Source organism: Bradyrhizobium sp. (assembly GCF_016462955.1).
In the GTDB taxonomy this organism is placed as follows: Bacteria; Pseudomonadota; Alphaproteobacteria; order Rhizobiales; family Xanthobacteraceae; genus Bradyrhizobium.
Genome location: NZ_JAEMSD010000838.1, coordinates 1 through 1,775 on the forward strand (window position 1 = coordinate 1; position 1,775 = coordinate 1,775).

The following is a 1,775-nucleotide window of genomic DNA, read 5'->3' on the forward strand; positions in this document are numbered from 1 at the left end:
GGCATTAACCCTATGCACCTTAGGGTCGTGCCGGACTCCGCCCGGGCGGGGGGTCGGGTGTTGAAAATGGCGTTGGCGAACAAAAAGTTTCTTCCGGCCGCCGAGGAGCGTCGGCGCTTCCAGCGGGTGAAGGTGCACCTGCTCGGCCGCTACATGCTGCCGGACCGCCGCGAATTTCCCTGCCAGGTGATCAACATGTCGCCGGGCGGCCTCGCTTTGCTCGCCCCGGGCATCGGCAATGTCGGCGACCGCGTGGTCGCCTATCTCGACCATATCGGCCGCGTCGAGGGCAAGATCACCCGCATCATCGACAACGGCTTTGCCATGACGATCGGGGCGACGCCGAGGAAGCGCGACAAGCTCGCGGCCCAGCTGACCTGGCTCGCCAACCGCGACATCCTCAATTTGCCGGAGGACCGCCGTCACGACCGTATCGTGCCACGCAACCCGATCGCAGTGCTGACGCTCGAGGACGGCACCAAGATGACCTGCCGCATCATCGACCTCTCGCTGTCCGGCGCTGCGATCGCCGCGGAAAACCGCCCGCCGCTGAGATCGACCGTTTTCCTCGGCCGGGTCCAGGGTCGCGTGGTCCGAAACCTCGAAGACGGCTTCGCGTTGGAATTCCTGCACGCGCAGCCGATCGAGACTCTCGAAGAGAGCGTTACCGCGCGGTAAAGCGCAAGGACGCGAAAACGCCGGGATTTCCAGCGCCGAAGGCGGCCTCCGTGACGCGGACGCCGCCTTTGTCATGTCGCCCAGGCTCTCCGGCGCGGGTTAACGCGCGGCCCTTTTGTGGATGAAATGGCGGTTCCGCCAGCCTTTGCGCGTTAATCGATAAAACTTGAATCAATTGCAGTCGTTTCAAATTTTACGAGAATTCGATTCAAGTATAGATCGAATTCGCCGCAGCTTTTACTCGTATTCGTCTCGATTTGACTTGGCTGACTTAGCGGCCGCTCAAAAGCTCCGTGCGAAATGTGGTCCCAACAAGAAACGGGGGCCGCAATGTTTGACTTCAGGGGACAGGGGAAGAAGCTGGCGATTGTCGCCATGCTCTTCGGGATCAGCGCGGCAGCGCAGGCCGGCGAAAGCCGTCTGCTCTACGCGAGCCTCGGCGACACCACGCGTGCGCCGATCGGCTGGGTCGAGTTCTGCGCGGACAATGCTGCTCAGTGCCAGGGCACGCCGATGCAGCCGCGCGACATCGTGATGTCGCAGGCCGCCTGGCGCGACCTCGTCAAGGTCAATCGCTGGGTCAACGAGACCGTCAAGCCTTTGACTGACCAGGAGCACTGGGGCGTGATCGAGAAGTGGTCGCTGCCGTCCGACGGCTACGGCGACTGTGAAGACTACGTGCTGTTGAAGCGCAAGATGTTGATGGATGCCGGCTGGCCGCGCCAGGCCCTGCTCATCACCGTCGTGCGCGACAAGAAGGGCGAAGGGCATGCGGTGCTGACGGTGAAGACCGACAAGGGCGAGTTCGTTCTCGACAATCAGAACGAGAACGTCCTGGCCTGGACGGAGACCGGCTACCGCTTCGTCAAGCGCCAGTCGCAGAGCGATCCCAATGTCTGGGTCTCGCTCGGCGATACCAAGCCGGCGGTCTCCACCGCCAGTGCAAGAGATTGAGGCGAGACAACAGGACCCGCGACCCGGTCACATCCCCACCCCTCCCCGTCCCAGACCGGATCGTGCGCGGCCAGCCTCCCCCCAAAGGCTGGCCGCAACTTTTTTGGGGTGCAGGATCGCGGCAGACACCAGCGCGTTCCAGA

The 1,775-nt window shown here is 63.0% G+C and carries 2 protein-coding genes; both read left to right on the top strand.

Features of this window, described 5'->3' with window-relative positions; genetic code table 11:
- The first annotated feature begins 66 nt into the window (after window positions 1–66).
- On the top strand, window positions 67–678 hold the full coding sequence (locus JHD07_RS39005) for a PilZ domain-containing protein (RefSeq protein WP_291631901.1): 612 nt from the start codon (window positions 67–69) through the stop codon (window positions 676–678).
- 330 nt (window positions 679–1,008) lie between these two features.
- Window positions 1,009–1,632 (top strand): transglutaminase-like cysteine peptidase, encoded by a 624-nt coding sequence (locus tag JHD07_RS39010; RefSeq protein ID WP_291631903.1) that lies wholly within the window; start codon window positions 1,009–1,011, stop codon window positions 1,630–1,632.
- Window positions 1,633–1,775 lie beyond the last annotated feature (143 nt).

Coding starts and splice junctions, on each gene's coding strand:
- JHD07_RS39005 (WP_291631901.1), top strand. CDS start 67: ATGGCGTTGGCGAACAAAAAGTTTCTTCCGGCCGCCGAGGAGCGTCGG.
- JHD07_RS39010 (WP_291631903.1), top strand. CDS start 1,009: ATGTTTGACTTCAGGGGACAGGGGAAGAAGCTGGCGATTGTCGCCATG.